The sequence below is a fragment of the Nocardioides sp. B129/18 genome (assembly GCF_055282735.1).
In genome coordinates, this window is record NZ_JBUZJI010000015.1 from 67,353 (window position 1) to 91,512 (window position 24,160).

24 protein-coding genes and 1 pseudogene are annotated in these 24,160 nt (G+C 73.3%); 11 read left to right on the forward strand and 14 right to left on the reverse strand.

All coding sequences use genetic code 11. The features are described 5' to 3' along the window. Window positions 1-52 precede the first annotated feature (52 nt). The gene (locus ACZDWJ_RS12180; RefSeq protein ID WP_463521226.1) at window positions 53-520 is read left to right on the forward strand and encodes a MarR family winged helix-turn-helix transcriptional regulator; all 468 of its coding nucleotides are present in this window, start codon (window positions 53-55) and stop codon (window positions 518-520) included. A gap of 6 nt (window positions 521-526) precedes the next feature. On the opposite strand, the gene ACZDWJ_RS12185 is transcribed toward ACZDWJ_RS12180, so the two are convergent. Both ACZDWJ_RS12185 and ACZDWJ_RS12190 read right to left on the reverse strand, forming a co-directional pair. Beyond that, window positions 527-1,462, reverse strand: coding sequence for an NmrA/HSCARG family protein (locus tag ACZDWJ_RS12185; RefSeq protein WP_463521227.1), 936 nt, complete (start codon window positions 1,460-1,462; stop codon window positions 527-529). 45 nt (window positions 1,463-1,507) lie between these two features. Next, window positions 1,508-2,677: an acyl-CoA dehydrogenase family protein gene (locus tag ACZDWJ_RS12190; RefSeq protein ID WP_463521228.1), complete on the reverse strand. Its 1,170-nt coding sequence runs from the start codon at window positions 2,675-2,677 to the stop codon at window positions 1,508-1,510. A 63-nt stretch (window positions 2,678-2,740) separates the two neighbouring features. Here ACZDWJ_RS12190 and ACZDWJ_RS12195 point away from each other — a divergent pair, with 63 nt between their 5' ends. Next, entirely contained in the window at window positions 2,741-3,175 is a 435-nt protein-coding gene (locus ACZDWJ_RS12195) for a CoA-binding protein (protein WP_463521229.1), read from the forward strand. Window positions 3,176-3,191: 16 nt separating this feature from the next. On the opposite strand, the gene purE is transcribed toward ACZDWJ_RS12195, so the two are convergent. The 6 genes from purE to ACZDWJ_RS12225 all read right to left on the reverse strand — a co-directional run bounded on the left by purE (window position 3,192) and on the right by ACZDWJ_RS12225 (window position 7,808). Beyond that, a complete protein-coding gene (gene purE, locus ACZDWJ_RS12200) occupies window positions 3,192-3,716 on the reverse strand; it encodes a 5-(carboxyamino)imidazole ribonucleotide mutase (RefSeq protein WP_463521230.1) in 525 nt (174 codons plus the stop codon). A gap of 1 nt (window position 3,717) precedes the next feature. Continuing rightward, the gene (locus tag ACZDWJ_RS12205) at window positions 3,718-4,878 is read right to left on the reverse strand and encodes a 5-(carboxyamino)imidazole ribonucleotide synthase (protein WP_463521231.1); all 1,161 of its coding nucleotides are present in this window, start codon (window positions 4,876-4,878) and stop codon (window positions 3,718-3,720) included. Between the two features lie 62 nt (window positions 4,879-4,940). Continuing rightward, window positions 4,941-5,288 carry a winged helix-turn-helix domain-containing protein gene (locus ACZDWJ_RS12210; protein WP_463521232.1) on the reverse strand — a complete coding sequence of 116 codons (348 nt, stop codon included), beginning with the start codon at window positions 5,286-5,288 and terminating at the stop codon, window positions 4,941-4,943. Between the two features lie 135 nt (window positions 5,289-5,423). Beyond that, entirely contained in the window at window positions 5,424-6,461 is a 1,038-nt protein-coding gene (locus ACZDWJ_RS12215) for an adenylate/guanylate cyclase domain-containing protein (RefSeq protein ID WP_463521233.1), read from the reverse strand. A 3-nt stretch (window positions 6,462-6,464) separates the two neighbouring features. Continuing rightward, a complete protein-coding gene (locus tag ACZDWJ_RS12220) occupies window positions 6,465-6,965 on the reverse strand; it encodes a PH domain-containing protein (protein WP_463521234.1) in 501 nt (166 codons plus the stop codon). Window positions 6,966-7,007: 42 nt separating this feature from the next. Next, the gene (locus ACZDWJ_RS12225) at window positions 7,008-7,808 is read right to left on the reverse strand and encodes a biotin--[acetyl-CoA-carboxylase] ligase (RefSeq protein ID WP_463521235.1); all 801 of its coding nucleotides are present in this window, start codon (window positions 7,806-7,808) and stop codon (window positions 7,008-7,010) included. 114 nt (window positions 7,809-7,922) lie between these two features. Between ACZDWJ_RS12225 and ACZDWJ_RS12230 the strand changes: the two genes are divergently transcribed. The 4 genes from ACZDWJ_RS12230 (at window position 7,923) to ACZDWJ_RS12245 (ending at window position 12,223) form a co-directional block, all read left to right on the forward strand. Then, a complete protein-coding gene (locus ACZDWJ_RS12230; RefSeq protein ID WP_463521250.1) occupies window positions 7,923-9,500 on the forward strand; it encodes an acyl-CoA carboxylase subunit beta in 1,578 nt (525 codons plus the stop codon). Next, entirely contained in the window at window positions 9,497-9,754 is a 258-nt protein-coding gene (locus ACZDWJ_RS12235; protein ID WP_463521236.1) for an acyl-CoA carboxylase subunit epsilon, read from the forward strand. Before ACZDWJ_RS12230 ends, ACZDWJ_RS12235 begins: the two co-directional genes overlap by 4 nt. Before the next feature lie 88 nt (window positions 9,755-9,842). After that, window positions 9,843-11,513: a DUF885 domain-containing protein gene (locus ACZDWJ_RS12240; protein WP_463521237.1), complete on the forward strand. Its 1,671-nt coding sequence runs from the start codon at window positions 9,843-9,845 to the stop codon at window positions 11,511-11,513. 113 nt (window positions 11,514-11,626) lie between these two features. After that, window positions 11,627-12,223 carry a Maf family protein gene (locus ACZDWJ_RS12245; protein WP_463521238.1) on the forward strand — a complete coding sequence of 199 codons (597 nt, stop codon included), beginning with the start codon at window positions 11,627-11,629 and terminating at the stop codon, window positions 12,221-12,223. Here the strand turns inward: ACZDWJ_RS12245 and ACZDWJ_RS12250 are convergent. Further along, complete coding sequence (locus tag ACZDWJ_RS12250) at window positions 12,177-12,761, reverse strand: GtrA family protein (RefSeq protein WP_463521239.1); 585 nt, start codon at window positions 12,759-12,761, stop codon at window positions 12,177-12,179. The two genes, ACZDWJ_RS12245 and ACZDWJ_RS12250, sit on opposite strands and share 47 nt — an antisense overlap. A 7-nt stretch (window positions 12,762-12,768) precedes the next feature. Continuing rightward, the gene (locus ACZDWJ_RS12255; RefSeq protein ID WP_463521240.1) at window positions 12,769-13,881 is read right to left on the reverse strand and encodes an acyltransferase family protein; all 1,113 of its coding nucleotides are present in this window, start codon (window positions 13,879-13,881) and stop codon (window positions 12,769-12,771) included. 215 nt (window positions 13,882-14,096) lie between these two features. Here ACZDWJ_RS12255 and ACZDWJ_RS12260 point away from each other — a divergent pair, with 215 nt between their 5' ends. The 3 genes from ACZDWJ_RS12260 to ACZDWJ_RS12270 all read left to right on the forward strand — a co-directional run bounded on the left by ACZDWJ_RS12260 (window position 14,097) and on the right by ACZDWJ_RS12270 (window position 17,476). Further along, on the forward strand, window positions 14,097-15,455 hold the full coding sequence (locus tag ACZDWJ_RS12260) for a tyrosine-protein kinase domain-containing protein (RefSeq protein ID WP_463521241.1): 1,359 nt from the start codon (window positions 14,097-14,099) through the stop codon (window positions 15,453-15,455). 94 nt (window positions 15,456-15,549) lie between these two features. Further along, entirely contained in the window at window positions 15,550-16,455 is a 906-nt protein-coding gene (locus ACZDWJ_RS12265; RefSeq protein ID WP_463521242.1) for a lysophospholipid acyltransferase family protein, read from the forward strand. 1 nt (window position 16,456) lies between these two features. After that, on the forward strand, window positions 16,457-17,476 hold the full coding sequence (locus ACZDWJ_RS12270) for a glycosyltransferase family 4 protein (RefSeq protein ID WP_463521243.1): 1,020 nt from the start codon (window positions 16,457-16,459) through the stop codon (window positions 17,474-17,476). 19 nt (window positions 17,477-17,495) lie between these two features. Here ACZDWJ_RS12270 and ACZDWJ_RS12275 read toward each other — a convergent pair whose 3' ends face one another. Both ACZDWJ_RS12275 and ACZDWJ_RS12280 read right to left on the reverse strand, forming a co-directional pair. Next, window positions 17,496-18,584 (reverse strand): glycosyltransferase, encoded by a 1,089-nt coding sequence (locus tag ACZDWJ_RS12275; protein ID WP_463521244.1) that lies wholly within the window; start codon window positions 18,582-18,584, stop codon window positions 17,496-17,498. After that, complete coding sequence (locus tag ACZDWJ_RS12280) at window positions 18,581-19,795, reverse strand: hypothetical protein (protein ID WP_463521245.1); 1,215 nt, start codon at window positions 19,793-19,795, stop codon at window positions 18,581-18,583. The genes ACZDWJ_RS12275 and ACZDWJ_RS12280 overlap by 4 nt, the downstream gene beginning before the upstream one ends. A gap of 77 nt (window positions 19,796-19,872) precedes the next feature. Between ACZDWJ_RS12280 and ACZDWJ_RS12285 the strand changes: the two genes are divergently transcribed. Beyond that, entirely contained in the window at window positions 19,873-21,000 is a 1,128-nt protein-coding gene (locus tag ACZDWJ_RS12285) for a CDP-glycerol glycerophosphotransferase family protein (protein ID WP_463521246.1), read from the forward strand. Window positions 21,001-21,058: 58 nt separating this feature from the next. Further along, window positions 21,059-22,507 carry a hypothetical protein gene (locus tag ACZDWJ_RS12290; protein WP_463521247.1) on the forward strand — a complete coding sequence of 483 codons (1,449 nt, stop codon included), beginning with the start codon at window positions 21,059-21,061 and terminating at the stop codon, window positions 22,505-22,507. Window positions 22,508-22,677: 170 nt separating this feature from the next. Here the strand turns inward: ACZDWJ_RS12290 and ACZDWJ_RS12295 are convergent, their stop codons facing one another. Both ACZDWJ_RS12295 and ACZDWJ_RS12300 read right to left on the reverse strand, forming a co-directional pair. Next, window positions 22,678-23,337 (reverse strand): sugar transferase, encoded by a 660-nt coding sequence (locus ACZDWJ_RS12295; protein ID WP_463521248.1) that lies wholly within the window; start codon window positions 23,335-23,337, stop codon window positions 22,678-22,680. A gap of 1 nt (window position 23,338) precedes the next feature. Then, a pseudogene (locus ACZDWJ_RS12300) lies at window positions 23,339-24,160 on the reverse strand (hypothetical protein); the annotation flags it as partial.

The window sequence follows — 24,160 nt, forward strand, 5'->3', positions numbered from 1 at the left end:
GGCCGCCGTGTCGAGGCCGAGGACCGGCGAGCACCCAGTCCGAGGAGGTCCGGTGAGCACTGCGCCCACCCCGCGTCACGACGTGCTCGAGGCGCTGCGCCGCTACGTCGGGAGCTACCAGGCATCCGTCGTGCAGTTCGCCCGCTGGATGGATCTTCCCGTGACCGATGCCAACGCCTTGGGCGAGATCATGTGGGCCGAGTCCACCGGGCACACGCTCTCGCCCACCGCTCTGGCCACCAGGATCGCCCTCACCACCGGCGCGACGAGCGCCCTCCTCAACCGGCTCGAGGCGGCGGGTCTGGTGACGCGATCGCGGGAGCACCAGGACCGCCGCGCCGTCACGCTTCGAGCCACGGCGACAGCCCACGAGCGCGCCCACCCCTTCCAGGCCGAGGCCGCGGCCCGACTCGACGCAGCACTGGCCGAGCACGACGACGAGCAGCTCCGTTCGGTCTGCGAGGTCGTCGACCGGTTCGCCGCGATCCTCCCGCGGACCGACGAGGGCCCGCAGGCCTGACCCGGCCTACGCGTCGAGGATGACGCGGTCGAGCCAGGCTCCGAGGCTCAACGGTGCGGAGCCCCACGGCGTGGTCCGAGCCGGATCGAGGTCCGCGCCCAGCGGACCGTCGACGATCAGACGCTCGAGAGCGCGCAGCATCGGGGGCGCATCGCCGAGGTCGAGGTGCTCGTACCGCACCGGGGCGCCGACGCGCTGGGACAGGAGCCGCGCGATCTCCTCGCCGGTCACGGAGTCGCCGATCAGGTCGAGCTCGACGCCCGCCCAGGAGCGAAGGCTGTCCGCGATCTCCGCGACGGCCTGTCCGATGTCATCGACGGCGATCACGGCGAGCGGCGAGTCCGCCGGCATCAGGAACCGCACGACGTCCGTCGGCACCGCCCCTGGCTCGACGACCATCTCCATGAACGTCGCCGGCCGCAGGATCGTCCACGGCACGATCGACCGCCTCACACGCTCCTCGACGACGACCTTCGTGTCGAAGTGAGGCACGCCGGTCCGACCGGCTCCTGCCGCGAGCGCCGAGCTGTAGATCAGGTGCCCGACGCCCTCGGCCTCCGCCGCCTCGACGACGGCGAGACCGGCGGCGATCTCCTGCTCGTCGGTGATCTCCGATCCGGGCTGTCCGGAGCTGGGCTGGACGCTGAAGACCAGGTCGACGCCCCGAGCGGCGGTCCGGATGGATGCGACATCGGCGAGCTCGACGCGCACCGGCTCGACGCCCGCAGCCGCGAGCGTGCGGCCGCGAGGTCCGTCGGGCGCGCGCACAGCACCGCGGACCGAGAGCCCGGCCGACGCGAGGGCACGCGCCACGGCACCTCCCTGGAGCCCGGAGGCTCCGAGCACGAGCGCCGTCCGCTGTCGTCCCTCGAGATCGCTCACGCCGTGCTCAACCCGCGGCCGCGCGAGCACATTCCGACAGCGCCCCGCACAGCCGGCCACGCGGACCCCGCGCCCGACGGCGGCGGGCGTCTGTCGGAGATCTGATCAGACCTGGCTCTGGATCCCCGCCAGCAGCTGACGCGCCATCACGATCCGCTGCACCTGGTTGGTGCCCTCGTAGATCTGGGTGATCTTGGCGTCGCGCATCATCCGCTCGACGGGGTAGTCGCGGGTGTAGCCGTAGCCGCCGAGCACCTGCACGGCGTTGACGGTGACCTCCATGGCGACGTCGGAGGCGAAGCACTTGGCCGCGGCGCCGAAGAAGGTGAGGTCGTCGTCGCCGCGCTCGGAGCGGCCGGCGGCGGCGTAGGTCATCTGGCGGGCGGCCTCGACCTTCATGCCCATGTCGGCGAGCAGGAACTGCAGGCCCTGGTTGTCGGCGATGGGGCGGCCGAACTGCTGGCGCTCCTTCGCGTACTCCAGGGCGTAGTCGAGCGCGCCCTGGGCGACGCCGACGGCCTGGGCGGCGATGGTGATGCGGGTGTGGTCGAGGGTGCGCATGGCGATCTCGAAGCCCTGGCCCTCTTCGCCGATCAGGCGGTCGGCGGGGATGCGGACGTCGTCGAAGTAGACCTCGCGCGTCGGGGAGCCCTTGATGCCGAGCTTCTTCTCCGGGGCGCCGAAGGAGACCCCGGCGTCGGACTTCTCCACGACGAAGGCCGAGATGCCACGGGTGCGCTTGGACGGGTCGGTGACCGCGAGGACGGTGTAGAACTCCGACTCGCCGGCGTTGGTGATCCAGCGCTTCACCCCGTTCAGCACCCACTCGTCGCCCTCGCGAACGGCCTTGGTGCTCATGCCGCCGGCGTCGGAGCCGGCCTCGGGCTCGGAGAGGCAGTAGGAGAAGCCGCCCTCGCCGCGGGCGAGCGCCCCGAGGTAGTGCTTCTTCAGCTCCTCGGAGCCGGCGATCTGCACCGGGAGCGAGCCGAGCTTGTTGACGGCCGGGATGAGCGAGGACGACACGCAGGCGCGGGCGACCTCCTCGATGACCAGGCACGTCGCGAGCGCGTCGGCCCCGGCGCCGCCGTACTCCTCCGGCACGTGGGGGGCGTGGAAGTCCGAGGCGAGCAGGGCCTCGGCGGCCTCTCGCGGGAAGCGCGCCTCCTCGTCGACGATCGCGGCGAAGGGAGCGACCTTCGCGTCGCACAGCTCGCGCACCGCCTGGCGGATCGCGACGTGCTCCTCGGACAGGGCGAACAGCGGGAAGTCGGCCATGCCTCCGATTGTAGGACGTCCATCCTTCTGGACCCAGCCGGCGGAGCGACTAGCGTGGGGCGTGTGAACGACGTCACCGCCGCCCGCCCCTGGCAGGACCGATCCACGATCGACCACCTGCTCGACGACCTCGAGACCTGGGCCGTCGTCGGCCTCTCCGGCGACAAGGGACGCGACGCCTACACGATCGCCGCACTGCTCCAGCGGCGCGGCAAGCGGATCGTCCCGGTGCACCCCAGCGCCCCCACCGTGCTCGGCGAGCAGGGCTACGCGAGCCTGTCCGACATCCCGTTCCCCGTCGACGTCGTCGACGTCTTCCGCCGCTCATCCAAGGCCGGCCCGATCGCCGACGAGGCCGTCGCCATCGGCGCGAAGGCCGTCTGGTTCCAGCTCGGCGTCGTCGACGAGAGCGCCTTCGAGCGCACCACCAAGGCCGGCCTCCAGATGGTCATGGACGCCTGCCCGGCGCTGGAGTGGGCCGCCCGGGAGCGGCGCTGAGCAGCGGGGCCGTCGGTCAGAAGCCGACGCGACGCGGCGCCTGGGCGGCGCGGACCGTCTCGCCCTTGGCGTGCGCGGTGTCGCGCAGCTCGGCCTGGAAGGCCACGATCCGCTCCTGCAGGGCAGGGTCGCCCGCGGCGAGGATGCGGACGGCGAGCAGTCCGGCGTTGCGGGCGTTGCCGATCGAGACCGTCGCCACCGGCACGCCGGCGGGCATCTGGACGATCGAGAGCAGGGAGTCCATGCCGTCGAGGTGCTTGAGCGGCACCGGGACGCCGATGACCGGCAGCGGGGTGACGGCGGCGAGCATGCCGGGCAGGTGGGCGGCGCCGCCGGCGCCGGCGATGATCACCCGGAGGCCGCGGCCCGCGGCGTCGCGGCCGTAGTCGATCATCTCCTGCGGCATCCGGTGCGCGGAGACGACGTCGGCCTCGGCGGCGATGCCGAACTCCTCCAGCGCCTCGACGGCGGCCCTCATCACCGGCCAGTCGGAGTCCGAACCCATGACGACGCCCACGCGGGGGGCGCTCTGCTCGCTCATCTCACTCGCTCTCGTTGCCGAGGTCGCCGCGGAACCAGGCGGCGGCGTGCCGCGCCCGCTCCAGGCAGTCCTCGAGGTCGTCGCCGTAGGCGTTGACGTGCCCGACCTTGCGGCCCGGACGCAGCTCCTTGCCGTACAGGTGCACGCGCAGCCGCGGGTCGCGGGCCATGGCGTGGGGGAAGCCGTCGTAGAGGCGGCCGACCTGGTCGTCGGGGCCGCCGAGGATGTTGACCATCACCGTCCAGCGCTCGCGCGGCTCCGGGGAGCCGAGCGGCAGGTCGAGGACGGCGCGCAGGTGGTTCTCGAACTGCGAGGTGACCGCGCCGTCCTGGCTCCAGTGGCCGGTGTTGTGCGGGCGCATGGCCAGCTCGTTGACGAGGATCCGCCCGTCGTGGGTCTCGAAGAGCTCGACGGCCAGGACCCCGGTGACGCCGAGCTCACCGGCGATCCGCAGCGCGGTCTGCTGGGCCTGCGCGGCCAGCTCGGGGTCGAGGTCGGGCGCAGGGGCGACGACCTCGTGGCAGATGCCGTCCTGCTGCACGGTGGCGACGACCGGGTAGGCGGCGGCCTGGCCGCTGGGCGAGCGGGCGACGATCGCGGAGAGCTCGCGGCGGAAGTCGACGAGCTCCTCGGCGAGCAGCGCCACTCCCCCGGCCTCGGCGGTCGCGAACGGCTCGGCGAGGTCGTCGGTGCTGCGCACGAACCACACGCCCTTGCCGTCGTACCCTCCGCGGGTGGTCTTGAGGACGCACGGCAGGCCGAACGCCTCGACGTCGGCCGGGGTGGCGACGACGGCGTTGCGCGGGCACGGGACGCCGAGCTCGCCCAGACGACGCCGCATGACGGCCTTGTCCTGGGCGTGCACGAGCGCCTCGGGCCCCGGGCGGACGGCGAGGCCGGCGTCCTGGAGGGCGTGGAGGTGCTCGGTGGGCACGTGCTCGTGGTCGAAGGTGACGGCCGCGCAGCCGGCGGTGACCGCGCGCAGGTCGTCGAGGTCGCGGTGGTCGCCGACGCGCTGGTCGGGGATCACCTGGGCGGCGGAGACACCCGGCGCCTCGGCGAGGAGGCGCAGCGGGATCCCGAGGGCGGCGGCGGGCTCGGCCATCATCCGGGCCAGCTGGCCGCCGCCGATGACGGCGACGGTGGGGGCGAGCTCAGGCACGCGCACACCCTAGTGGGCCGCGAGCGGAGCGCCCGCGTCGGCTCGGCACCGCGACGGGAGGCTCAGCCGGCGATGGCGGCGTCGGGGCTGGCGACCCGGGCGACGCGCTGGTCGACCGGCTCGAAGCGCAGGCCGCGTCCGCGCAGGGTGGTGATGAGGTGGGGACGACGCGGGTCGTCGCCGATCTTGCGCCGCACCCAGCCGAGGTGGACGTCGATGGTCTTCGAGGAGGTCCAGAAGCTGGTGTGCCAGACCTCGCGCATCAGCTGCTCGCGGCTGACGACGTCGCCGGCGCGGGAGATGAGCGCGAAGAGCAGGTCGAACTCCTTGCGGGAGAACGCGACCGGCTCGCCGTCGCGCCACACGCGTCGTGTTCCGGGGTCGACCCGGATGCCCTGGACCTCGATCACGTAGAGAACGTTACGGAACCGGAGCCGCCCGGACGGCCATTTGGCATCAAATGCCACTGACAACTTGATGCCACCACCCCGGCCCCCGCCGGCCATCCCCGGCCGGGGATCCCTCGGCCGAGGTGCGGCGCCGCCTCAGCGCCGGCGCACCGCCACCGGCTCGACGAGGCCGAACCCCCGCACCGGACGCGCCGGGAGCCGGCGGGTCTCGAAGTCGTCGTCGGGCAGCAGCTCGGCGGTGGCGGCGTCGATGATGATCCGGTTGCGCCGGGCCACGTTGGTGAGCCGCGAGGCCAGGTTCACCGGCGGCCCGAAGACGTCGCCGAGCCGCTGGACCACCGCACCGCTGGCCAGGCCGACGCGGACGTCGGGCATGCGGGGGTCGCGGCCGATGACGTTGATGATCCCCTCGGCGGTGTCGTAGGCCTGCACGGGATCGTCGTTCACGAAGAGCACGGAGTCGCCGATGCTCTTGATGACCCGGCCGCGCTGGGTGGCGACGACGTCGGCGCAGCGCATCTCGAAGAGCTCGACGAGGTCGCCGATGCGCTCCTGGGTGAGGGTGTTCGACAGCGCGGTGAACCCGACGATGTCGGCGAAGCCCACCGAGACCTCGACGGTGTGGAGGTCCTCCTCGCTCGCGCGCAGCGCCTCCATGCGGGCCGCGGCCGCGGCCAGGTGACGACGCCAGGCGTAGACCAGCAGCCCCTCGAAGGGCTTGTTGAGCTCACGCACCAGCGCGATGGCGGTGTCGATGCGGCCCTCGGCGTGCGGATCGGTGGCCGCGAGCTCGTCGACCTGCTGCAGGAGCGCGGTGACCTCCCAGTCGGCCAGGCGGGCCATGGTCTGGCCGACGGCGCGGGTGAGGTTGACGGCGGTGTCGAAGTCGATGAGCCCGCCGTCGGTGACGCCGAGGAGCAGCTTCGCGGCGTCGGCGTCGGCGCCCACGAAGCCCGCCTCGCCCGGCGGGAACTCCGGGAAGCCCAGCGAGCGCCACAGCCGGCGGAACTGGTCGGGCGCGAGGCCGGCGACCTCGGCGACCTCGTCGGAGGTGAGCACCGGCTCGGCGCCGAGGATCACCCGCTCCAGGTCGCCCGGGCCGAGCTCGGGCGGCTCGGGCGGCTCGGGCGGCTCGCCAGACCCGGTCGGCTGATCGTCGTGGGGATCGGGCACTGCTCAGGCGCCCTCGTCGCGACCGCTGCCGCTGTGGAGCTCGTGGAGCAGCTCGTTGAGGCGCCGCTGGACGTCCTCGACGTGCGGGATGTCCGGGAGCGGGACGGTGCCGTTGGTGCTGGCGTCGCTGATGATCAGCGTGCCGCAGCCCAGCAGGCGGTCGGTGAGGTGCAGCTCGATCGCGACGTCGCTGATCCGCGTGAGCGGGATGTCGTGTCCGCGGCGGGTCAGCACGCCCGTGCGCGTGATCAGCCGGCGGTTGGTGAAGGTGTAGGACGCGGTGGCCCAGACCAGCCACGGCACCAGCACGTAGCGCAGCGCGGCGAGGGCGGCGAGCGCCCAGACCGCGATCGTGACGTACTTCTGGTCGATGACGACCTGGGCGGCGACGCCGATCGCCAGCAGGACGACGAGCGTGAGCAGGGGCAGGATCAGCGCCTTCACGTGCGTGCGGGTGCTGATGACGACCTTCTCGCCGTCGTTGAGGAGCTTCTCGATGGACACGGCCGGATCATCCCACCTCGAGGGCGCCCCGCGCAGCGGACCTCACGCGGACCTCACGTGGACGACGTCGCCGGCGCCCACCGGACGCCGCGCGAGGCCGTCGTCGACCACCAGCCGGCCGTCGCCGTCGAGCGCGACGGCGGTGCCGACCAGCGTGCGCTCCCCCGGCAGCTCGACGCGGACCTGACGCCCGAGCGTCACGCAGGCCTCGGCGTACTCCGCGGCCAGCGACTCCGCCGCGGCGCCGCCCTCGCGCCAGGCGGCGTGGCGGGTGCGCAGGCGCGCGACGAGCGCCAGGAGCAGGTCGGTGCGGTCGACCTCGCGGCCCGAGGACAGCAGCAGCGAGGTGGCCTGCGGCACGGGCAGCTCGGCCTCGGTGAGGGTGACGTTGAGCCCGATGCCGACGATCGCCACCGGACCGCCCGGCGCCTCGACCCGCTCGACGAGGAGCCCGGCGACCTTGCGCTCGGCGTCCGGGCCCTCGCCCAGGAGCACGTCGTTGGGCCACTTCAGGCCCGCCTCGAAGCCCTCCGCCCGCAGCGTCTCGGCGGTCGCGACGCCGGCCAGCAGCGGGATCCAGGGCCAGCGCGCCGGCGCGACGTCGGGCCGCAGGATCACCGAGAACGTCAGGCACGCACGCGGCGGCGCCTCCCAGCGGCGGTCCAGCCGGCCCCGGCCGGCGGTCTGGTGCTCGGCGACGACGACGGTGCCGTCGGGCGCGCCCGCGCGGGCCCGCTCGGCAGCGAGGAGATTGGTGGAGCCGGTCTCCTCGACCACCTCCACGCGGTGCCCGGCGAGCCGGTCGGAGTCGAGGGATGGGCGCCTCGGCGCAGCGTCGGTCACGGGCACTACATTGACGCACGGCGTCCGGCAGGGCCAGACGCCTCCCCACCCACATCCGGAGGAGATCGACAGGTGAGCGCACAGCCTGGCGAGGGCACCGACGTCCCGGCCAACATCGACATCCACACCACGGCGGGCAAGCTCGCCGACCTCGAGCGCCGCACCGACGAGGCCGTCCACGCCCCCGCGGCGAAGGCCCAGGAGAAGCAGCACGCCAAGGGCCGCAAGACCGCCCGCGAGCGCATCGAGCTGCTCTTCGACGAGGGCTCGTTCGTGGAGCTCGACGAGTTCGCGCGGCACCGCTCGGTGGCCTTCGGCCTGGAGAGGAACCGCCCCTACGGCGACGGCGTCATCACCGGCTACGGCACCATCGACGGCCGCCAGGTGTGCGTGTTCTCCCAGGACTTCACCGTCTTCGGCGGGTCGCTGGGCGAGGTCTACGGCGAGAAGATCGTCAAGGTCATGGACCTCGCCATCAAGACCGGCTGCCCGATCATCGGCATCAACGAGGGCGCGGGCGCCCGCATCCAGGAGGGCGTCGTCTCCCTGGGCCTCTACGGCGAGATCTTCACCCGCAACGTCCACGCCTCCGGCGTGATCCCGCAGATCAGCCTGATCATGGGCAACTGCGCCGGCGGCCACGTCTACTCCCCCGCGGTCACCGACTTCACGATCATGGTCGACCAGACCTCGGCGATGTTCATCACCGGTCCCGACGTCATCAAGACCGTCACCGGCGAGGACGTCTCCATGGAGGAGCTCGGCGGCGCGCGCACCCACAACACCAAGTCGGGCAACGCGCACTACATGGCCTCCGACGAGGAGGACGCCCTGGAGTACGTCAAGGCGCTCATCTCGTTCCTGCCGCAGAACAACCTCGACGAGCCGGTCGTCTACGACGAGCCCGCCGACCTCGAGGCCAGCGACACCGACCTCGCGCTGAACACGATCATCCCCGACAGCCCGAACCAGCCCTACGACATGCACGACGTCATCGGCGCCATCGTCGACGACGCCGACTTCCTCGAGGTGCAGGCGCTGTTCGCCCCCAACATCATCACCGGCTACGGCCGCGTCGAGGGCCGCCCCGTCGGCATCGTCGCCAACCAGCCGATGCAGTTCGCGGGCACCCTCGACATCGACGCCTCGGAGAAGGCCGCCCGCTTCGTGCGGTTCTGCGACGCCTTCAACATCCCGGTGCTCACCCTCGTCGACGTCCCCGGCTTCCTGCCCGGCGTCACCCAGGAGCACACCGGCATCATCCGCCGCGGCGCGAAGCTGATCTACGCCTACGCCGAGGCCACCGTCCCGCTGGTCACCGTCATCACGCGCAAGGCCTACGGCGGCGCCTACGACGTCATGGGCTCCAAGCACCTCGGCGCCGACATCAACCTCGCCTGGCCCACCGCGCAGATCGCGGTCATGGGCGCCCAGGGCGCGGCCAACATCGTCCACCGCCGCACGCTGGCCGAGGTCGAGGCCGCCGGCGGCGACGTCGAGGCCAAGCGCGCCGAGCTGATCGACGAGTACGAGACCACGCTGGCCAACCCCTACATCGCGGCCGAGCGCGGCTACGTCGACGCCGTGATCATGCCCTCGGAGACCCGCGCCGAGGTCGTCAAGGCGCTGCGCCTGCTGCGCACCAAGCGCGAGACGCTGCCGCCCAAGAAGCACGGGAACATCCCGCTGTGAGCGAGGAGAAGGACGCTCCGGAGCAGGGCGAGGCCACGCCGGCCGCGCCGCTGCTGCGGGTCGTCAACCCCGACGCCACGCCGGAGGAGATCGCCGCGATCGTCGCGGTCTTCTCCTCGCTCGGCACCGCCGCGCCCGCACCCGAGCTGCCGCGCTCGGTGTGGGCCGACCCCGCCCGCGCCCACCGCTACGTCCCGACCCGCGGCCTGCCGTCAGGCCGCGACGCCTGGCGCACCAGCGCCCGGCCCCGCTGAGGCCGCCCGCTCGCAGTGACGACGACGCCCGTCGACCTCCCAGGGGATCGGCGGGCGTCGTCGCGTCCGGACGGGCTAGGTTGCCCGCATGACGCGACTCGTGGACGCCCGCACCGACCGCTTCGTCGACGAGCTCTGCGCTCTCGACCCGATCACGGCCACCGAGGTCGGCGTGCCCGGACGCGAGGGCGACCTGCCCGACCTCTCCCCCGAGGGGTACGACGCCGTCGACGAGCTGCACCGCCGCGCCCTGGCCGAGGTGACGGCGCTGCCCGTGGTCGACGCCCGCGAGCAGGTCGCCCGGGCCGCCTTCCTCGAGCGGGTGGGGCTGACGGTCGAGCGCGCGGACGCCCGGGTCGTGCGCAGCGGGGTCTCGGTGATCGCGAGCGCCGCCCACGCCGTCCGCGGGATCTTCGAGCTGATGGCCACCGAGACCGCCGACGACTGGGACGCCATCGGCTCCCGCCTCGCCGCCGTGCCGTCGGCGCTCGAGGGCTGGCGCACGACGCTCACCGAGGAGGCCGCGGCCGGACGCGTCTCGGCCCGGCGCCAGTACGTCGAGGTCGCGGCCCAGATCCGCGGGTGGACCGGACAGACCGGCGGCGCGGGCGACTACTTCGCGAACCTCGTGGCCCCGGCGCCCGCCGAGCAGCAGGACGCCCTGCGTCGTGCGGCCGGGCAGGCGTCCGCGGCCTACGCCGAGCTCGGGCGATTCCTCGAGACCGACCTCGCTCCGCGGGGCCGTGAGCGCGACGGCGTCGGCCGCGAGGCCTACGCGCTCGGCTCGCGCTACTTCCTCGGCGCGGCCGTCGACCTCGAGGAGACCTACCTCTGGGGCTGGCAGGAGCTGGCCCGCATCGAGGCCGACATGGCCGCCACCGCGCAGCGCATCGTGCCCGGCGGCTCGGTGGCCGACGCCGTCGCCGCCCTCGACGCCGACCCCGCCCGCGACTGCGGCAGCCGGGAGGCGTTCCAGGCGTGGATGCAGCAGCGCTCGGACGAGATCCTCGCGAGCTTCGACGGCGTCCACTTCGACATCGCCGAGCCCCTCCGCACCCTGCAGTGCCGCGTCGCCCCCACCAACGACGGCGGCGCCTGGTACACCCCGCCCTCGGAGGACTTCTCCCGCCCCGGACAGATGTGGTTCTCCTTCACCGACGACCACGCCCGCTACTCCACCTGGCGCGAGACCACGACGGTCTTCCACGAGGGCGTCCCCGGTCACCACCTGCAGTGCGCCCAGGCCGTGCACCAGGCCGACCTCCTCAACCGCTGGCAGCGGCTGATGTGCTGGGTCAGCGGACACGGCGAGGGCTGGGCGCTCTACGCCGAGCGCCTCATGGACGAGCTCGGCTACTTCGCCGACCCCGGCGACCGGCTCGGGTTCCTCGACATGCAGGGCTTCCGCGCGGCGCGCGTCGTCGTCGACATCGGCGTGCACCTCGGCCTGGCAGTGCCGGCCGACAACCCGTTCGGCTGGCGTCCGGGCGCGGTGTGGGACGCCGAGCTGGTCTACGACTTCATGCGCGCCCACTCCCGCATGGACGACGGCTCTCTGCGCTTCGAGGTCAACCGCTACCTCGGCTGGCCGGGCCAGGCGCCGTCGTACAAGGTCGGCGAGCGGATCTGGCTCGAGGCCCGCGACGACGCCCGTGCCCGTCACGGCGACGCCTTCGACCTCAAGGCCTTCCACACCGCCGCCCTCGACCTCGGCGCCCTCGGCCTCGACCCGCTCCGTGAGGCACTGGCCCGGCTGTGAGCCGGGGCGGCCGACAGTTGCCCGGCTGACCGGGTAACTGTCCGGTTGGCACGCGAAATGTCGCGTGCCAACCAGACACGTCGCGTGCCACGTCACGCCCGTAGGGTGGCACCGTGCCGACGTTCGTCCTCGCCTCCGCCTCCCCCGCCCGCCTCGCCACCCTCCGCGCCGCGGGGCTCGACCCCCAGGTGATCGTGTCGGGCGTCGACGAGAGCCAGGTGACGGGCGTGGCGCCGGCCGAGCTGGCCCAGCGGCTCGCCGAGCTCAAGTGCGCGGCCGTCCACCCGCAGGTGCCCGACGACGCGCTCGTCCTGGGCTGCGACTCCGTCCTCGAGCTCGACGGCCAGGCCCTCGGCAAGCCGGCCGACGCCGCCGAGGCGGTGCGCCGCTGGGAGGCCATGCGCGGACGCTCCGGGGTGCTGCACACCGGCCACTGCCTGCGCGTGGGCGGCACGGACGAGGTCGCCACGGCCACTGCCTCGACCACCGTCCACTTCGCCGACGTCACCGACGAGGAGGTCGCGGCCTACGTCGCCACCGGCGAGCCGCTGCACGTGGCCGGCGCGTTCACCGTCGACGGCCTGGCCGGGGGGTTCGTCACGGGCATCGAGGGCGACCACCACAACGTCGTCGGGGTCAGCCTGCCCGTGCTGCGCGAGCTGGTCAGGAGCCTGGGTCGGTCGTGGACCGACCTGTGGGCCCCTCGCTGACGCCGGAGTCGGCGAGGTCGCCGCGCTCCTCGGCCCACTCCTCCACCCGCTCCTCGGTGGGGTAGATGTCGGTCAGGGCGATCGGGCGCCGGAAGACGAAGGTGCGGAAGATCCAGAACCGCGAGCCGACGCCGAGCACCAGCCCGATGCCGTTGGCCGCGATGTTGTCCGAGATCGGGTCGTCGAGGCCCAGCACGTTGCGGCTGAACAACAGGCACAGCACCGGCAGCGTCATCGTCACGACGTTGACCACCACGAACGCGGTGCGCCCGCCGTCGGCGTGCCGGGTGGGGCGGTCGCGGAAGGCCCAGTAGCGCGCCCCGTGGTAGCTGACGATCATGCCGACGGTGTTCGCCAGCACGTAGCCGGTGATCGGCCGCTCGGCGAGCGGGCCGGGGCCGCCGAAGCCGTGCACGAGGCCGTTGAACAGCACGAACGAGACGACGGTGGCCAGACCGCCCACCGCGAGGAAGCGTCCGATCTCGACCAGCAGCCGGCGCAGGCGTCCGCCGTCGGCCGCGGAGCGTGCCGCGCTCACCACCGGCTCACGAGGCGGTCGTGACCGTCAGCGGGGTCGACCGGAAGCGACGCTCCTTGAAGCGCAGCGCCGGGATCTCGACGAGGTGGTAGAGCCCGATGCCCGCCCCGACGCCGATCGCGAAGACCAGCGGCAGCTCCACGAGGTCCGGCAGCGGCGCCGTGAAGTGGTGCACCGCGATGAACACCGGCACGTGGACGATGTAGATGCTGTAGCTGGCCAGGCCCACGGTCTGCACCCAGCCCCACGAGCAGATCCGCTCGAAGGGCTGCCGCAGCCGGCCGGTGCCGCCGACGACCGCGTAGAGGATCAGCAGGCAGCCGGTGAGCTCCTGGGCCGGGATGCGGAACATCGTCTCGGTCCAGTCGTTGCGGAAGAGCACCGAGCTGGCCGGGAAGATCAGGATCGCTGAGACCATCAGCCCGTCGCGGCCGAAGTGCGAGAGCCACGGCAGCGAGCCGCGCCGCCAGGCGTCGACGCCCAGGGCCACCAGGGTGCCCATGGCGATCGAGCCGATGCGGGCGTCGGTGCCGCGGGCCAGGTGGCGCACGGCCTCGGCGGAGAGCTGGTCGTAGCCGCCGGCCTGGAGCAGCAGGAAGGCCCGCACGCCCCAGGAGGTCACCACGCCCGCGACGGCGATGCCCAGCAGCCAGGCCCGACGGTGCGGGCGGGCGACGACGAACAGCCAGATGGCGGCGAAGACGAGGTAGAACTGCTCCTCGATCGCCAGGCTCCACATGACCGACGTGCCGGGGATCGTGTCGTGGTAGATGCCCTGGCCGTAGACCATGACCCAGTTGTAGGAGAACGCCATCTGCGAGAGCACGGTGCGCCAGTCGACGGTGGCGAAGAAGGCGTAGATCGTCACCGGGATCAGGAAGGAGACGACCAGCGGCGGGAAGAGCTTCAGCGCACGGCGGACGTAGAACCCGCCGATGTCGAAGCCACCGGTGCGGTCGTGCTCGCGCAGCACCAGCGAGGTGATGACGAAGCCGCTGATGGTGAAGAAGATGACCACGCCGCCGTCACCGGGCACGAAGTCGAGCCCGACGTGCATGATCGCCACGATCAGCACCGCCGCAGCGCGGAAGGCGTCGATCGTGCGGATGCGCGCGCTCACCTGGTCTCCTCTCCCGAGCGTGGCCGAAGGGTATCTCGACCCGGTCGAGGTCCGTGCACCCTCGCCCGGATCCGGGCCCGACCGTGACGCGATCGACGTCCGAGCACGACTGCGGATGACCGGGTCCGGGTGGCGTGCGTCGGAGGACCCCTCCGAGCCTGTACCTTGTCGTGCGTCTGTGAACAGGGGTCTTAAGGCTCCGGAGAGGTAGCACCGTGGTCGAGTTCCTCCGCCTCATCGGGCACCGCTGGCGGATCATCGTCAGCCTCGTCCTGCTGGGCGTCATCGCCGGAGCGGTGATCACCTACCTGACGCCGTCGTCCTACAAGGCGAACGCCGAGCTCTTCGTCGGCCTCGGCGAGGGCACCGGCGACAACGCCACCGGTCTGGCGGCCTCGGGCATCTACGTCCAGAACCGGATCAAGTCCTACCCCGAGCTCGTCGACACCCCGCTCGTCCTCAACCCGGTCATCGAGGAGCTCAAGCTCTCCGAGAGCGCCGAGGACCTCGCCGGCGACGTCAGCGCCGAGGTCGACACCGGCACCGTGCTGATGAAGGTCATCGTCAGCAACAAGTCGGCCTCCCAGGCCGCCGCCATCGCCAACGCGGTGGCCAAGGAGACCGTCAAGCTCATCGAGACCATCGACCGCTCCCCCGGCGGCACGGCTCCCGTCACCCTCACCGTCGTGCGTCCGGCCACCGTGCCGAGCAAGCCGTCGACGCCGATCCCGTGGCTCAACATCCTCATCGGCCTGTTCGCCGGTCTGGGCGTCGGCCTGGCCGGTGCCGCGCTGCGCGAGACCACCGACACCACGATCAAGACCGAGAACGACATCACCGAGGCCACCGGCCTCCCGACGATCGCGCTCATCCCGACCAACCCCGACGTCGCCACGACGCCGGTCGTCACCCAGAGCGGCTCCTCGCCCACCTGGGCCGAGGCGTACCGCAAGCTGCGCACCAACCTCAGCTACCTCGACCCCGACCACCCGGCCCGCTGCCTGCTCGTCACGAGCTCCGCGCCCGGCGACGGCAAGACGATGACCGCGGCCAACCTCGCCGCCACCATCGCCCAGAGCGGACGTCGCGCCGTGCTGGTCGAGGCCGACCTGCGTCGCCCCAGCGTCTCGCGCGTGCTCGGGCTCATCCCCGACGTCGGCGTCACCAACGTCGTCGCCGGCAAGGCCACGATCTCCGAGGTCGTCCAGGCCGCCGACGGCTTCGACGTCATCACCTCCGGGCCGATCCCGCCCAACCCGAGCGAGCTGCTGGGCTCCCAGGCGTTCCACCGGATGCTGCAGAGCCTCCTGGTCAGCTACGACAACGTCGTCATCGACACCCCGCCGCTGCTGGCCGTCACCGACGCCGCGGTGGCCGCGGTCAACGCCGACGCCGTCATCGTCGTCTCGCGCTACAAGAAGACGCGGCGCCAGGACCTCCGCAAGGCGCTCGAGGGCCTCCAGGCCGTCGACGCCAACGTCGCGGGCGTCGTGATGAACCAGGTCGCTCAGAACAGCGCCTACTACTACCAGTACGAGTACCGCTCCACCCGCTCCGCCTCCGGTCGCCGCTGACCGACGAGCCGAGCACCCGCTCCCGAGAGTCGCCACGCGCCGTCGTCCGCCCGGACGTCGGCGCGTGGCGCGTACCGCCACCCCGGAGGATCCGATGACCGACCCCACGCCCGAGCCGTTCCTCAGCGAGCCCGTCCCCCCGAACGCGAAGGAGCGGCTGCGCAGCGCCGTACCGGACTCCCTCGTCCCGGCCCTCGTGCGCGCCCGGACGCGCCGCAAGCTGCGCTCGCCGCAGACCGTGGCCGCGGCCCGCGAGGAGATGGCCTGGCTGCTCGACGCCGTCGCGGACCCCGCGGAGGTCGAGCGCGCGACGCTGGCCTACCTCGAGCGCGACACCTGGCGCTCGGAGCTGCGCTGGCACCCGAAGATGATCGTCGGCCTCCCCGTCGAGGGCGTCGAGCACCTCCAGCGCGCTCACGCGCTCGGCCGCGGCGTCGTGCTCAGCTTCCTCCACCACGGCCACTACGAGGCCACCACGCCAGCGATCAGCTCCGCCGCCGACCTCCCGCTCCACATCGCGATCTCCCCGGAGATGATCGGCCCCACCGCCCCGGCCTTCCTCCGCCAGCACGTGCGGGTCGGGCTCCACGGCCGCAGCACCGGCGTCAACGTCGGTGCGGGGGCGGGCGTGCTCGTCGACGTCCTCACCGGCGGCGGCATCCTGGCGATCGCCACCGACGTCCCCGGCCGCACGCCCGTGCGGTTCCTCGGCAAGGACCGCCGCGGCTCCTCCGGCGCGGCCCGCATCGCCGCCGGCACGAACTCGCCGGTCATCGTCCTCACCGCCCACCAGGAGGGCGGCCGGCTCGGGCTGCGCCTCGCCGAGGCGGTCGAGCCGCGCGACTTCGAGAGCCCTGACGCCCTGCTGGCCCACCTGCTGGCCGCCCAGGAGCCGGCCATCACCGCGTGGCCCGAGGGCTACCACCAGCCGCGCCTGCGCTGGGGCACCACCGAGCCCACCGACTCCACCAGCAGCGCCGCGCCGGCCGCCGATGCCTGAGGTGGCCGCCCCGGTCGTCGTCAACGGCGCGTTCTGGCCCCAGCAGGTCACGGGCCAGCAGCGCTACGCGCGCGAGGTCGTCGGCCACCTCGACACCGACGCCGTCCCGCTGCTGACGCCGCCGCAGGCCTGGAGCGGCTCGGCCGCCCGCACCTGGGCGTGGACGCAGACGGGGCTCCCCCGGGCCGCCCGCGGCTCGGTGCTGCTCTCGCTCACCTCGAGGGCGCCGGTGGCGCACCGGCGCCACGTCATCACCGTCCACGACCTCTTCGTGCTGCACCACCCCGAGTGGTACTCCCGGCGCTACCTCTCGGTGCACCGGCCGCTGCTGCGACGCCTCCTGCGCACCGCCGCGGGCATCGTCGTGGTGAGCGATCCCGTGCGCGACCAGGTGCGCGGCACCGGCCTGGTGCCCGACGCCGTCCCCGTCGTCGTCGCGCCCAACGCCTCCGGCGCGGCCCTGGCGCTGGAGGATCCCGACGCCGTGCACCTGCCCTTCCTCGGCGAGCAGCAGGACCGTCCCTTCCTGCTGGCCGTGGGCAGCCTGGAGCCGCGCAAGAACCTGGCCCGGCTGGTGCAGGCCCACCGGCTGCTGCCCGAGGACGTGCGACGCGCCTGCCCGCTGGTGCTCACCGGCGCGAGCGCGTCGATCTTCGCCGCGGCCGACGTGCCCGTCGACGAGCACGTGCTGATGGCCGGCTTCGTCAGCGACGAGGTGCTGGCCGCGTCCTACCGCCGGGCCCGCGCGGTGGCGATGGTGAGCCTCGACGAGGGCTTCGGCCTGCCGGTCATCGAGGCGCTCGACAGCGGCGCCCGGGTGGTCGCCTCCGACATCCCGGTGTTCCGCTGGGTCGCCGGCGAGGCGCCCCGCTACGTCGACCCGCTCGATCCCGCGGCGATCGCGGCGGGGCTCGCGGAGGTCATCGCGACGCCCGACGCCCCCCGCGCGGCGCCTCCGCGGCACTTCGACTACGCCGACAGCGCGCGGACGATCCTGGAGCTCGCCCAGAGCCTGGCCTGAGGGCCCCGCTCGTCGAGGGTCAGCCCTCGACGCCGGTCTCCTCGCGCAGCCAGTCGCGCACCTGGGCGCTGAAGCTGGCCGGCGAGAAGTGCTGGGCCCGGGTGCGGCACGCGTCGGCGTCGAGGCCGGCGACCTCGTGCACGCGCGCGGCCCAGGCCTGTGGGTCGAGCTCGTCGAGCAGGTAGCCGGTCTCGCCGTGCAGCACGGTCTCGGCGGTGCCGCCGTCGTTGAGGGCCAGCACCGGGGTGCCGGCGGCCATCGCCTCGACGGGGACGAGGCCGAAGTCCTCGAGGGCCGGGTAGACCATCGCGGTGGCGTCGGCCATCACCTGCGCGACGGCGGCGTCGTCGAGGTCGGTGAGGAAGCGCACCGGCACCCGGGCCCGCTCGGCCCGGGCCCGCAGCTCGCCCTCGGTGGGGCCGTGACCGACCAGCGTCAGCGGCAGCCCGGCGGCGTCGGCGACGTCGATGGCGAAGTCGAGGCGCTTGTAGGAGATGAACCGGCTCAGCCCGAGGAGGAACGGCTCGGTCTCGCGCCCGCGCACGTCGTCGAAGCGGGTGAGGTCGATCGGCGGGTTGATGACGCGCGCGTCGCGGTCCCAGACCTCCTGGATGCGACGACGGGTGGTCTCGGAGTTCGCGGCGTAGCCCTTCACCCGGGCCGCCGCGCGGAGGTCCTGACGACGGATGTGCGCGGCGAGCAGCTTCGCGGGGCCACTGGAGGCACGGGCGTCGATGTCGGGGTACCAGGCGTAGCGCGCGGGGGTGTGCACGTAGGCGACGTGCGGGACGTCGCTGTAGGAGGCCGTCCACTGGCTGGCCATGTGGTGGCTGCTGATGACGGCGTCCGCGTCGCGGCCCAGGCGTCGGCCGCGGATCGGCCAGGAGGCGGCGTTGATGGCCGCAGCCGCCTGGCGCTTGGCCAGCAGCGACTCCGGGCGACGCACGCCGCCGTGGATGCGCGAGCGCTCGATCGAGGGCACGCCCGCGGCGAAGACCACCGGCGAGTACACCTGGGCGTCGGGGAAGGTCGCGGCCAGGTGCTCGACGACCCGCTCGGACCCGCCGGTGGGAGAGAGCCACTCGGCGGTGATCCAGATGCGGCTCATGAGACTCCCCGAGGGTCGGCGGTGGGCGTGGCGTGCGGCAGGCGCTGCGCGCCCACGAGGGCGAGAGCGTAGACGATCGAGGAGAGCGAGACGCACCAGGCGACGTCGGTGACGGAGTCGAAGCTGGTGTCGAGCACGGCGTAGGCCACGGCGGTGAGGGTCGAGACGACGCGTGCGACGCCGACGGCCAGGGTGCGCTGCTCGGCGCGCAGGTCGGCGGCGGGCAGCAGCGCGGCCATCACCGCGGCGTGGTTGATGGAGAAGGCGAGCACCGCGAGCCAGGCCAGGCCGGCGAAGCCCGGCAGCAGGAGCGGGTAGAGCGGGGTGCGGGTCAGGGTGAGGATGACGAAGCAGACCGCGAAGACGACCGCGATCGCGGCGACGAACATCAGGCGGGTGCGCGCGGTGAAGCCGCCCTGGGCGCGGGCGGCGTAGACGATGCGCCGCCCGGCGATGCCGAGCACCGCGACCGGGCCGAGCAGCGTGAAGGCCATCCGGGCCTCCGAGGCGACGCCCTCGGCGGCCTCGCGGTTGGCCACGGCGAGCGCCAGCACGATGGGGACGCCGGCCAGCGCGGCGTCCAGGAGCAGCGGCGCGGACTCGCGTCGATCGGCCCACAGGACGCCCAGCCCGCCGCGTCGACGATCCGAGCGCGCCATCGCCCACTGGACGATGTAGCTCGACCACAGCACCAGGCCCACGCCCCACCAGACCAGCACGACGCCCACGCCCGAGGCGCCGAGCAGATGGGCGATGCTCGCCCCACCCGCCTGGACGACCAGCGTGAGGGCGTCGCGGGCCAGGAACGCGCCGGCGCGCTCGAAGCCGTCGACGATGCGCAGGTAGTCCCACAGTGCCCAGGTGAGCACCGCGACCGAGGCGACGGCGAGCACGGGCTCGGCGAGGAAGAGCCCCATGCCGAGCTGGACGAGCGCGATGACCAGCGCGAGCACCCACGCCGAGCGCAGGCCGTCCTCGCGGCTGCGGCGGCCGATCACGACCCGCTCGGAGCCCACGGCCTGACCCAGGCCGATGGCGAACATCGAGCTGGTGATCCACACCGAGTAGTCGTCGAAGAGGGCGCGCGGCAGGAGCACGGCGAACAGCGCGAGGTGCACGACGGTGCCCACGGAGCTGAACGCCTGCAGCGCGACGACGCCGGTGGAGGAGGAGAGACGACTGCGGGGGGCTTCGCTCACGTCGTCCGTCACGGCGCGATGGTAGCGTCCGGCGACCCGGCAGCGTCGCTGGCGTCGCCGATCGTCCACCGACGCCGCAGGAGACATCCGTGCCCTATCGCCCGCTGCGAGCCCAGGCCGTCGACCGCGTGATCCAGGCCGTCGACGTCGCGGTCCCCCGCGGCCGCGGCGTGGTGCTGCACTCCAGCCCGGACCTCGACGACAACGTCGTCGCGCTCCTGCGTCGGCGGCCCGCCGACGCGTCGGTCACCGTGCTCGTCGGCGACGTCGACCGCGCCACCGCGCGAGCACGGGCGCTCGGCGTGCTCGACGGCGTCCGCCTGGTGCGGCGGCACTCCCCCGCGGGCTGGTGGGCCTACCTGCGCTCGCGGGTCACCGTCACCAGCCACGGCCTCTTCGGCTGCCTGCGGCGCGGACCGGGCAAGCTCGTCATCGGCCTGTGGCATGGCGAGTTCGGCAAGCAGATCGGTCAGCTCGCCGGCGAGGGGCGTCGCCACTTCGACTGGGCGCCGGTCTCCTCGCCGCTCTCCCGCGGCTGGCGCGCGGCGGAGTTCGGCCTGCGTCCCGAGCGGATCCACGTGGTGGGCGTCCCCCGACAGGCGTCCATCACCGCGCCCGCACCGCTGCCGGCCGACGCGCCGGGCACGCGCCACCTCGTCTGGGTCCCGACCTACCGCACCTCGGTGACCGGCGACGTCCGCACCGATGGCGATCCCGCCGCGCTCGACCGCGCGGTCGCGGAGGCGCTGCAGCGCCTCGAGCCCACGCTGGAGCGACTCGACGTCACCGTCTGGTACCGGCCGCACCCGATGGCCGCCCAGGAGCTGCCCGGCGTGGGCGCGCGCGTGCGCCGGGCCACCAACGACGACCTCGAGCCCCTCGGACTCACCTTCTACGACCTCCTCGGTCGCGCGGACCTTCTCGTCACCGACTACTCCTCGGTGTGGATCGACTTCCTGCTCCGCGCGCGGCCCCTCATCGCGTTCTGCCCCGACCTCGAGGTCTACCGTCGCGACCGCGGCCTGGCCCTCGAGCCGCACGACGCGTGGTTCCCCGGCCCCGTCGTCGAGGACGTCGCCGCCCTCGTCGAGGCGGTCGAGCACGCCCTGGCCCAGCCCGAGCCCGACGCGACGACGCGCCGCACCCGCGCCCAGCTGCACGCCGACGGCCTGCGGCCCGTCGACGCGCTGTGGGCGGCCGCCGGCCATCGCGTCTGAGCCATCGTGCTGAGCGGTGCGCGGAACCGACCCCGACATCGACTAGCCTGATCCGGTGTTGGTCCTGGGTCCTCTGACGGCGCTCGGCATCCTCTACTGCCTGCCCCGCTGGCAGACCCGACTGCCGTGGCTGCTCTCGCTGACCCTCGCGCTGCCCCAGTCGGCCGCCGCGCCCATCCCGGGCGGGGTGCTCCCGGCCTTCTACGCCGTGGCCATCGCGATCGGTCTCGTGCTCGGCTGGCAGCTGGTGCGCGGCAACCTCACGATCACCCCGACGCCGGGCATCATCGCGCTGGTCGTCTTCTTCGCCTGGTCCGCGATCATCACCCTCGCCGCGCCCCAGCTCTTCGGCGGCGTCCCGGTGCTCAACCAGACCGACGTCAGCGACGGCCTCGTCACGATCACCACCCTGGCCTTCTCGACCTCGAACCTCTCCCAGATGATCTTCCTGGCGATGGCCTCGACGATCATCCTGTTCCTCGCCACGCGCGACCGGATCTCGCCGTACGTGCTGCTGCCCGGCATGGCGGCCTGCATGACGCTGAGCCTGTGGCGCCTGGCCAGCGACAAGGTCGGCGTGCCGTTCCCCGCCGCGATCGTCGACAGCGGCGGCTCCGCGCTGGTCACCACGGACGCCAACGGCGGCTACCGCCTGCGCGGCGTCTTCTCCGAGCCGTCGTTCCTGGCCCACTACGCGACCGCGTCGCTGGTCTTCTGCGTCATCATCCTGCTCACCCAGCACCGTCCGCTGGTGCGCTGGGTGGCCGGCGCGACGGCCGCGATGGCGATGGTCAACATCCTCTTCGCCCGCTCGGGCACGGCCCTGGCCGGCACCGCGCTCGCGGTCGTGCTGGTCTCGGTGCTGCTGGGTCGCGCGGCGCTCAACGACAGCCGGCTGGCGATGCGGATCGCGGTCATCGGCTCCTTCGGCGTCGCCGTCGCGCTCTACCTGCTCCCGACGATCACCGGGTACGCCTCCTCGCTGATCTCCGACAAGATCGGATCGAACAGCTACGACCAGCGCTCGGGCAGCGAGAGCTTCTCGATGCACGTGCTGATCGACACCTTCGGCCTGGGCGCCGGGCTGGGCTCGAACAAGCCGTCGAGCCTGTGGTCGATGATGCTCTCCTGCGTCGGCGTCATCGGCACGGTGCTGTTCCTGCTGCTGCTCGTCCGCACGGTCGGCAAGGCCTACCAGGTGCCCGCGTTCCTGGCCTCCGCCGCGGCGACGACCTCCATCGTCATGACCAAGTGCATCGCGGGCTCCTTCCTCAGCGAGCCGCTGCTCATGATGGGCATCGGCGTGTGCGCCTACGCCGCGGCCCAGGCCGCCCGTGGGCTCGCGGCCGATCCCGTCGACTCCCCCGCGGACTCGACGGCCGGCCCATCCGTCGAGCCTGAGCCGGCCGCCCCACGGCGGCGTCCCCGCCCCTCCGAGCTGGTCACGCTCCCCGCCGAGCCCCTGCCGGGTCGGCGCCGGGCCCTTCCGGGCGAGCCTCGACCCTGACGGCGGGGGGCAGCTTCCCCGGATGTCCGGGGAAGCTGGACGTTGTCAGGGGAAGTTGCCCCTGACAACGTCCAGCTCTCCCTGACCTGATCGCGCCGTGCCGCAACGACACGAGGCGCCGCCGTCCGGAGGGGGACGACGACGCCTCGAGCGTCGGGGGGAAGGACCGCTCAGTACGCGCCCTTCTGGAGCACGACGGCGAGCGGGGTCTTGACGAGCACCGCGGCGTCGAGCATCGGCGACCAGTTGCGGACGTACTCCTGGTCGAGCTCGTGCGCGGCGTCGATGTGGAGGTCGTTGCGGCCGCTGATCTGCCACAGGCCGGTGATGCCCGGGGGCACGAGGAGCCGGCGCCAGATGCGCTCGTCGTAGGTGGAGACCTCGGCGGGGGTCTGCGGACGCGGACCGACCAGCTTCATGTCGCCCTTGACGACGTTGAGGAGCTGCGGGAGCTCGTCGAAGGAGGTCTTGCGCAGCAGCCGGCCCACGAGCGTGATGCGGGGGTCGCGGGTCAGCTTCACGAACGCACCGGACTCCACGCCCTGCTCGGCCAGCAGCGCGGCGAGCTCGGCGTCGGCGCCGACGCGCATGGTGCGGAACTTGTAGATCGTGAACGGCCGGCCGTACTGGCCCACCCGCACCTGGCGGAAGATCACCGGGCCGCGACTGGAGACCTTGATGGCCACGGCGATGCCGACCAGCAGCGGAGCGATGAGCAGGACGCCGACGAGGGCGAGGAGCCGCTCGAAGGCGAGCACCACGAAGCCCACGACGGGACGACGGATCGCGAGCGGTGCCGAGCGCGGCACCGCGAAGGACGTGCTCGCCACCTCAGCCGCCGAGCAGGGAGCCGACGAGGCCGGAGACCGGCCCGCCGGAGGAGCCCGTGGAGCCGCCCGTCGAGGAGCTCGACGACGAGCCGCCACCGAGCAGCGGCGGCACCTGGATGCCGACGCCGCCGACCGAGACGCCGATGCCGCCGGAGCCGACGGACACGCCGACCGAGGGGACGCCGGGGACGTTGACCGAGACCGAGCCGCCGCCACCCGAGGGAGCCGGGGTCACGGTGATCGGGCCGCCGCCGCCGGTGGAACCACCACCGCCGGTCGAGCCACCGCCGCCGGTGGAACCGCCACCGCCGGTGGAACCGCCACCGCCGGTGGAGCCGCCGCCGCCGGTCGAGCCACCACCGCCGGTGGACCCGCCACCGTCGGTCGAGCCACCGCCGCCGGTGGAGCCGCCACCGCCGGTCGAGCCGCCGGTCGAGCCACCGGTGCTGCCGCCGCCGGCGTTGGTGCCGCCGGAGATCAGGCCGGAGCCCGCGGGCGCCACGGAGGTGCCCTGGACCGCGGCCTCGGAGAGCGAGGACGGGGAGCTCACGCCGGGCAGCGGAGCCGAGGTGCGCGGGGAGGTCGGCAGGGAGAAGGAGGGAACCTGGCTGGAGGCGAGGTCGAGGGTGCTGCCGGGGATGGAGACCGGACGCACGCCCTGCGGCGCCTGGTCGCCCAGGGGCAGGCGGTCGGCCGGGCCCTGGATGGTGAGGGCACCGACGACGGCGCCGGCGGCGAGCACCGAGACGCCGGCGAGGGCGGTCGGACGCGCGACGCGAGCAGCCGTCTGGCCCAGCGGGCTGGCGAGCAGCGCACGCTCGGG